Origin of the sequence: Ruegeria halocynthiae (assembly GCF_900106805.1) — a bacterium.
GTDB classification, from domain to species: Bacteria; Pseudomonadota; Alphaproteobacteria; order Rhodobacterales; family Rhodobacteraceae; genus Ruegeria; species Ruegeria halocynthiae.
Genome location: NZ_FNNP01000021.1, coordinates 1 through 8,445 on the forward strand (window position 1 = coordinate 1; position 8,445 = coordinate 8,445).

At 55.0% G+C, this 8,445-nt stretch carries 6 protein-coding genes; 5 read left to right on the forward strand and 1 reads right to left on the reverse strand.

The features are described from left to right. Positions 1-264: 264 nt before the first annotated feature. Positions 265-1,200 carry a LysR substrate-binding domain-containing protein gene (locus BLU89_RS20775; protein WP_074739619.1) on the reverse strand — a complete coding sequence of 312 codons (936 nt, stop codon included), beginning with the start codon at positions 1,198-1,200 and terminating at the stop codon, positions 265-267. A gap of 237 nt (positions 1,201-1,437) precedes the next feature. Between BLU89_RS20775 and BLU89_RS20780 the strand changes: the two genes are divergently transcribed. The 5 genes from BLU89_RS20780 (at position 1,438) to BLU89_RS20800 (ending at position 8,253) form a co-directional block, all read left to right on the forward strand. After that, entirely contained in the window at positions 1,438-2,388 is a 951-nt protein-coding gene (locus BLU89_RS20780) for an ABC transporter substrate-binding protein (RefSeq protein WP_074739627.1), read from the forward strand. A gap of 85 nt (positions 2,389-2,473) precedes the next feature. Beyond that, positions 2,474-3,502, forward strand: a complete 1,029-nt coding sequence (locus BLU89_RS20785) for a quaternary amine ABC transporter ATP-binding protein (RefSeq protein ID WP_074739621.1) — start codon at positions 2,474-2,476, stop codon at positions 3,500-3,502. After that, positions 3,502-5,484, forward strand: a complete 1,983-nt coding sequence (locus tag BLU89_RS20790) for an ABC transporter permease (protein ID WP_074739623.1) — start codon at positions 3,502-3,504, stop codon at positions 5,482-5,484. The genes BLU89_RS20785 and BLU89_RS20790 overlap by 1 nt, the downstream gene beginning before the upstream one ends. 1 nt (position 5,485) lies before the next feature. Beyond that, positions 5,486-5,857, forward strand: a complete 372-nt coding sequence (locus BLU89_RS20795) for a cupin domain-containing protein (RefSeq protein ID WP_083347843.1) — start codon at positions 5,486-5,488, stop codon at positions 5,855-5,857. Next, positions 5,854-8,253: a trimethylamine N-oxide demethylase gene (locus BLU89_RS20800; protein ID WP_074739625.1), complete on the forward strand. Its 2,400-nt coding sequence runs from the start codon at positions 5,854-5,856 to the stop codon at positions 8,251-8,253. Before BLU89_RS20795 ends, BLU89_RS20800 begins: the two co-directional genes overlap by 4 nt. Positions 8,254-8,445 lie beyond the last annotated feature (192 nt).

The following is an 8,445-nucleotide window of genomic DNA, read 5'->3' on the forward strand; positions in this document are numbered from 1 at the left end:
GATGCCGATTTTGGCGCCGATTTCCTGAATCGGCTTCTTGTTCGCCTCGCGGGCGATTTCGATGTCGGATTTGTAGCTCATTGGGCAGGGTCCCTTCAAAAGTAGGCCGAACACATCCAGACCCGATCGTGTGAACGACAGAATGCGGAATCAGGTTAATTCTTTAGGGTAAATATTTTTTCCCACCAGTCAACTCAAGAATCCGGCGACAGTCACTGATCCAGAATCTCTGGCCCGCTTTCGATACCGAAGCAATTTTACAATTTACGCATATCTTTTTCGCCCGGCGCTGAGGCCCAGCAGCCAATCCTCGACGATACGCCGTTCGGGAAACGGTTTGTGCGTCGGGCTTTTCAGCAAATAGTATCCCGACTGAGTTCGCACCGATGCATCCTGAACTGGTCGGACCAAAGCACCGCTGTCAAGCAACGGATCCACGAGATGAGCCCAGCCCAATGCAATCCCCAAACCATCCACCGCAGCCTGAATGGACAAAGGATAGGTATTGAACGCAACTGCACGCTCCGTCATTGACATTGAAATACCTTTGCCATCGAGCCAGGTACGCCAAGTCATCCATTCGGCATGACCGCTGGTGACTTCAATCAAGTCCAGTTCCGGCAATGCGGCGAGATCGGATGCTCCAGAGTTGCTTTTGAGATACTCGGGGCTGCACACTGGGAATACTGTTTCGCCAAACAAGAGCTGCGCTTCGTAGCCAGGCCAGTCTCCTTCCCCCCGCAAAATCGTCAGGTCCATCGAGTCAGACATGCACTCCGCGTCGCTGTCGGACGACATCAACGAAATACGGATACGACCGTTGGATTTGTTGAATTTTCGAAGTTGCGGCATCAACCAAAGTGAGGCAACAGAATTGGTCGCAGAGATCGAAACCGTGTTGGCCTGATGTTTGGCCAACATGTCGCGGCTGACATCTCGCAGCAGATCCAGTGACTTTTCCACCGTTGCCAACAAAATGGCTCCCTGCTGGGTGAGGGAGACGGATCGATGCCCGCGAACAAACAGGGGTACGTCGTAATGCTGTTCCAGCAACCGCACTTTGCGGCTTATGGCTGTCTCGGAAATATTCAGCACCTTACTGGCTTGAGCAAAGCTCTGAGCCTTTGCTGCGGCCTCAAATGCCAGAAGGTAATCGAGCGGCGGCAGAATCTTACCGGTAACGGGTGCTTTCTTCGGCATTTGAGGGCGGAGTCCCTATCTTTACGTGTTCGCAATCAAAAGGATTTGCCCGCATCAACTCGATCCCGATCGGACAACTGGCTGTTAAGGTAGCGAAAACCCAGATTAGCCTCAATAATTTATGGGCAAAGCCTCGCAAATTTCTGTTCTGCATCTGGGGGGAATTTAGGCAGAATGAACAAATTCGGGGCCGGAAGAGTCCGCAAATCAAAAAATGAACTCACTCAGGGAGCAAACATGAAACTCACAAATCTACTTTCTGCTGCAACCTTGGCAGCGGTAGCAGGCACCGGAGCGATTGCTGAAGATAGCAGCGATCCGATCGTAATCCCAATTCACAACTGGTCCAGCCAGATCGTCATGTCATACGTTGCTGGCCTGCTGCTTGAAGAGATTGGCGACAACGTCGAATACGTTACGACAGACAGTCAGGCGGTGTACGAGTCGGTGCGTTTAGGCGACGTCACACTTGAGATGGAAGTCTGGGAAGGCGCGTTTGGTGCATCGTTCCGCGCCGCGCTCGAAAAGGGCGGTCTGCATGATGCAGGCGACCATGATGCGGTCACGCGTGAGGATTGGTGGTATCCAATGTGGACCAAAGAATCCTGCCCAGGCCTACCCGACTGGAAAGCTCTGAACGACTGTGCGCACCTGTTTGCAACAGCGGAAACCGGCGACAAGGGCCGGTATCTGGATGGTCCGGTCGACTGGTTGAAGCATGGTAAAGAACGTGCCGAAGCGCTGGATCTGAATTTCACCGTTATCAACGCAGGTTCGGCGGCAGCCCTGTGGGCCGAAATTGGCGCAGCAGAAGCGGATAAGAAGCCGGTTTTGGTCTTCAACTGGACGCCCAACTTTGCCGAGGCTGTCTGGCCCGGCGAGTTCGTTGAATTCCCTGCATGGGAAGATGGGTGTGACAAGGATCCGTCAAAAGGTCCGAATCCCGATGCGCTATATGATTGCGGCAACCCTGCCACCGGCTATCTGAAGAAGGCAGCATGGGATGGTATGAAGGACAAGTGGCCAACAGCGTACTGTGTGCTGACCAACATCTCGTTCACCAATCCGCAGATCGCGGAAATGGCCAAGCTGGTCGATACAGACGAGCTAGAGCCAGAAGATGCAGCGGCTGAATGGCTGAATGCAAACCGTGCTGTTGTTGATCCCTGGATCAGCACCTGCAGCTGATAACGCGTCCATACACTACGAAACTGGCGCGGCCCTACTGAAATCAGAGCAGTAGGGCCACGCTTAACAAGAAAGAAAGGCAGCCATGTTCGCCACAGCGCCTGTAATCTCAGCCAAAAACGTCTGGAAACTGTTTGGACCCTCGCCCGAGAGCTATCTGAAGTCCATGCCGACAAGTCGCAGCTTCGACGAGATTCGTGCTGACGGCTACATCGCCGGGGTCAAGGAAGTCTCGATTGAGGTTGACCGAGGTGAAATGCTGGTCATCATGGGGCTGTCGGGATCAGGAAAATCCACCCTCGTAAGGTGTTTCTCGCGACTTCATGACATTACTGGTGGCACCATTGAGGTCGACGGTCAAAATATCATGAGCCTGAGTGAGCGCGACCTGATTGAGTTGCGTCGCAACAAGATGGGCATGGTGTTTCAGTCCTTTGGCCTGCTGCCGCATCGTACCGTTCTTGACAACGTGGCGTTCCCTTTGGAAATGCGCGGCCAGGATCGCCATGACCGGCGCGAGCGCGCTTTGGAAGTTGTCAAATTGGTCGGCCTTGAGGGCCGTGAAGAGTATTTCCCGCGCGAACTCAGCGGCGGCCAGCAGCAACGTGTCGGCATTGCCCGATCTTTGGCGATTGAGCCGGATATCTGGTTTCTGGACGAGCCATTCTCGGCCCTTGACCCGTTGATCCGCCGTGAAATGCAGGATGAGTTCCTGCGCCTGCAAGAGATGCTGGGCAAGACCATTGTCTTTATCACTCACGATTTTGACGAGGCGCTGCGACTGGCAGATCGGATCGCGATCATGCGCAATGGCGCGGTGGAACAGTGTGATACGCCGGATCAGATCGTCATGAACCCTGCCACGGAATACGTGGCGAAATTCACCGAGAACATCGACAAAGCCCGCGTGGTGCACGCGAAGGGACTAGCAAAGCCGGTCAACGGGCACGCCTTGGAGGGCGCGCCAATCAATGGTGGTTCTACCATCCACGAATTGGCGCGGATTCTGATCAATGACAGTCGTATCCTGTTGCCGGTCGCGAATGACAAAGGCGTTGTCACCGGCGTTCTGGAACGCGATGCCGCGTTGAATGTTCTGCTCGGAGCGGAATGATGGCGACGTTGTCCACTGAACTGCCGGAATCCTCGGACAGACCGTGGGGACGTACTCGCGTGCTTACTGTTCTGCTGATTGCAGCATTTGCGCTGATTCTTGCCAAGGCTTTTGGTGTTCTGCCTGAATGGCTGAACCGCATCCCAGAGGCTGCAATACCGCCAACGGCACAGGTTATGGACGCCATTTTTAGCTTCATTCAAAACGACCTTGGCCTAATTTACGTCACCCGTTTTATCGCTGAAGGCCCGCTTGAGTTTTTGTTGGACACATCAGCAAACCTTTTGGAGGGCAAGCGTCGTTGGCCCCATCTGGGGCCAATCCCATGGTCGGCAATCGCCGCTGTTGCAGCTGTCGTCGGCTATGCTGTTGGCGGCTGGAGGCTGGCGGCTTTGGGGGCCGGAACCTTCATCTGGACCGCAGCGATCGGACAGTGGAAGATGGCCATGCAGACAATGTCCGTCATTGTGGTTGCAGCACCCCTGGCCTTTCTTCTGGGTTTGACCCTGGGTATCGCTGCTTGGAAATACGGCTGGTTCGAGCGGATGTTGAAACCTATCTTATCCGTTCTGCAAACACTGCCGTTTTTTACATATCTGTTGCCCGCCGTGATCTTCTTCAAAGTCGGGCCAACAGCTGGGGCCGTCGCGACGATTACTTTTGCTATCCCGCCGATGATCCTGATGACCACTCTGGGCCTGAAGAAAGTCAGCCCCGAAGTGATCGAAGCAGGCAAGATGTCCGGGTGCACCCACTGGCAGATGCTGCGTCATGTCTATGTTCCCGCCGCGCGCACAGAGATTCTGGTTGGCGTCAACCAAGTGATCATGTTGTGTCTTGCCATGGTGGTGCTGACCGCCTTCATCGGCATGCCCGGCCTTGGCGCCAAACTATTGGCGATGATGGGCAGTTTCAAACTCGGGCGTTCTTTTGAGATTGGTGTGACCATCGTTCTTCTGGCGGTCATGCTCGATCGGATGTCAAAGGCCTGGGTCGTCAAACAACCGGTTCACTTCGAGCGTGGTACGCCGTGGTGGATACGGCACCAGATCTCACTGATCGCGCTGGGTCTGTTCGTTGGGTTCACTCTGCTGTCGCAAGTCTTCCCGATCCTAGCCGAAGTCGGCCGCAAGCAACATCTGAGCCAGGGCAAGGAAATCGACGTAGTGATCAAGTCGTTCCTGGCAATCGATGCCATCAAAGGGCCAACCGAATGGTTGCGCTGGTTCCTGAACGTCAAGGTTCTGATCCCGTTCCGGAACACGCTGCTTGCCATTCCGACACCAGCTTTCATCCTACTTGTGGTTTCCTTTGCCTATTGGGTCGGTGGTCGCAAACCCGGCATCTATGCCGCTATCTTCTTTACGATCGTGGCTTTCTCGGGCTGGTGGGATCGTTCGGTCATCACTCTCTACACCGTGATTTCGGCGGTCGCGCTGGCGACACTGATTGGAATCCCCCTGGGAGTTGTTGCGGCCCGATCCGCCCGGTGGTCCAAGAGCATCCTGCTGGCCTGCGACACCGCGCAGACTTTCCCAAGCTTCATCTACCTGATCCCTGCAATCATGTTGTTCGGCGTCAATGATGTGGCTGTTGTGTTCTCAATTCTGATCTTCGCCGCTGTACCGCTGATCCGGTATACTATTATTGGCCTCAGCACCGTACCGCCGGAAATGACCGAAGCGGCCGACATGTCCGGCTCGACCCGTCAACAAAAGTTGATGTCGGTGCAGTTCCCTCTGGCGCTGCCAACAATGGCGGTCGGGTTTAACCAGGCAATCATGTTCTCGTTCTTCATGGTCATCATCGCGGCCTTCATCGGCACACAGGATTTGGGACAAGAATTGCAGCGCACGCTGGCCGGCACCGAGTTGGGCAAGAACTTTGTCCTTGGCTTGAATGTGTCGCTGATGGCGCTGACCTTTGACATGGCGATCAGCAGTTGGGCGGAAAAGCGTAAAAAGCAACTGGGGCTAGACTGAGATGGAACAGCTTCAGAACAGACGCAGTGTTGCCCGTTTCGACGACACAGGATTTATCCGGATGCGGATGGACGGCTTGCCAGACGAGCAGGTCTGGTGGAAGAACGTCAGCTTTGATGAGGAAACCGGGCAAGGCAGCTATCTGATGAAGATGGCGCCAGGAACACGCTCGAACCCCCACATCCATCACGGACCGGAAGAGTTCTTTGTCCTCGAGGGCGATCTGACCGATCACGATGGGTTTTGCTATCGCAGCGGGGATTTCGTCAGCCTTGCCGCAGGATCCAGCCATTGCTCGCACACTGAGGCGGGCTGTCTTTTATTGGTCACGCACCGCGGTGCGACGGAATCCATTCAGGAAGGTGCATTATGAATGTGAAGCCGGTTTTTGAAGTTCCATTCGAACGCAGCGGGGTTCTGGCCCCTGGCCTTCCGATCCTGCCCCACGGGACAGAGCGCCACCCGGTTCCAGGAATGGGGTCGCGCGCTATTTCGGTGTCCAAAGGCGATACCATCACGCTGTTGGACCGCGATGGCATGCAACCGGCAGAAATGGTCTTTTTTGCTCCTGACCGGAGGTCCGACGCAGCCATGCTGGGCGCCCAGGGGCATGGGCGGCCCGAAGGGTTGATTGCAACGCTGGCAAATGGCTCCGCTTCAGGGAAAAAGGTACTGCGAGCTCTGGAGGTTGCAGGTTTCGACATCGGAAAGGGCGACGCAATTCGCGCATTTAGAGATGGGTCTCGCCCCGGCGACATGGCGCATTTCGTGGCGGAAAACGATGGCCTTTTGATCGTCGCCGCACCCGGCAAGACGATGCGCCCCGAGGACAACAATCCGCCCACGGATATCATCTTGTATATCCAGCGCTCTGCACCCGGATTGGAAAAGCCCGATGTAGGCTCGCATGATCCGCTGGCTGATCCTTTGAAGGACATCAACATTCAGCCCGGCAACGCCAAGTCCTATGGGGTCAAAGCAGGAGAATTCATACAGATCGTGGATATACGTGGACGCGAGTGTTCTGATTTCCAGGCTTTCAGCCGCCGTGCACTGGATCAAGGGATCGAGCGCGAGATCGACCCGACAACAACCCGCAGTCTGATGGGCAGCTTGTATCCTCAACCGGGCATATTCTCGAAATACTGGTCGGTCGATCAAGAGCCCTTGGTCGAAATCGTACAGGACACCTGCGGACGGCATGACACGTTCGGCCTTGCCTGTACCGCGCGGTATTACGAAGACCTTGGCTATCCCGGTCACGTGAATTGTTCGGACAATATCAACAAGGATCTAGATCAGTATGGCATCAAGCCCCGCGGGGGCTGGCCGGCAATCAATTTCTTTTTCAATACAATGCTGGACGACTCCAACGCCATTGGAATGGACGATCCGTGGTCACGACCGGGCGACTTCGTCCTGCTCCGCGCACTCACCGATCTGGTTTGCGTGAGCACTGGGTGTCCCTGCGACATCGATCCGGCGAATGGCTGGAACCCAACCGATATTCAGGTGCGAACTTACAAGGCGACCGAGGATTTCAAGCGATCCTACGGCTACAGAAAATCTGCGGAGGCGGATGTGGAAGAAACCAAAAAAACCGCGTTTCACGACTGCTTTGCACGGCACACCCGTGATTTCATAGAATACAACGGCTATTGGCTGCCCAACACGATGACCAATCATGGTGCCATTGCTGAATACTGGGCCTGTCGGGACAAGGTTGCAGTCATGGACCTGAGTCCCCTGCGGAAATACGAGGTTGTTGGGCCTGACGCAGAAGAGCTGATGCAGCTATGTGTGACTCGCAACATGAATAAGCTGAGCGTTGGTCAGGTCGTCTATACAGCCATGTGCTATGAACACGGCGGGATGATCGACGACGGCACAGTCTATCGTTTGGGCGAAACAAACTTCCGCTGGATTGGCGGGAATGACACCAGCGGATTGTGGCTGCAGGAACAGGCACTCAAACGCAATATGAATGTCTGGGTGCGCAATTCGACGGACCAGTTACACAACATCGCGGTGCAGGGGCGGCACAGTCGCGACGTTCTTTCCAAGATATTCTGGACACCACCTCAACAACCGACGATCGAAGAACTGCCATGGTTCCGGCTTACCGTCGCACGTGTAGGCGATGTGCAGGGGACGTCTGTGGTTATTTCCCGAACCGGTTATTCCGGTGAACTTGGATACGAAATCTTCTGCCACCCCAAAGATGCGGTAGAAATCTTTGATCGCGTTTGGGAAGTCGGTGAGGAATATGGCATCGCACCGCTCGGGCTTGCGGCACTCGACATGTTGCGGATCGAAGGTGGATTGATCTTTGCCGGGTCGGAATTCGACGATCAGACGGACCCATTTGAAGCAGGCATCGGCTTTACTGTGCCGCTGAAATCAAAAACCGACGATTTCATCGGCCGGGCCGCGATCGAAGAACGCAAGGCACACCCGCACCGCAAACTGGTTGGTTTCGAGATCGAAGGCGGCACGGTCCCTTCGCCGGGCGATTGCTTGCGCGTTGGAAAAGCGCAGGTTGGAGAAATTACCAGCGCAATGAAATCACCCGTTCTTGGCAAAGTAATCGCATTGGGTCGGGTTTCGGTTACCCATGTCACCATTGGGTCAGACATTGAAATCGGGCAGTTGGACGGGCAGCAAAAACGGTTGAAAGCCAAGATCGTTCCATTCCCGCATTTTGATCCGACAAAGGAACGCGTGAAAGGGATATACGCAGAAGCGACGGCTCCGGACGCTGCAGAGTAGCAGCTAAGAAAAGTGACGACAATCGAGTTCATCATGTCCGATCTTTGCCAAGCCTCAAGGAAGCACTCGTCATTCGACTTTGGGATTCTGTCCAAAACCGGGCCGTGTTGCATAGATCAGTGTCCACTCGGAACACGCCCTACCCGAGACGGATTTCAGGCGGTGCGTTCGAAACTGGGACAGCCAAGTCCA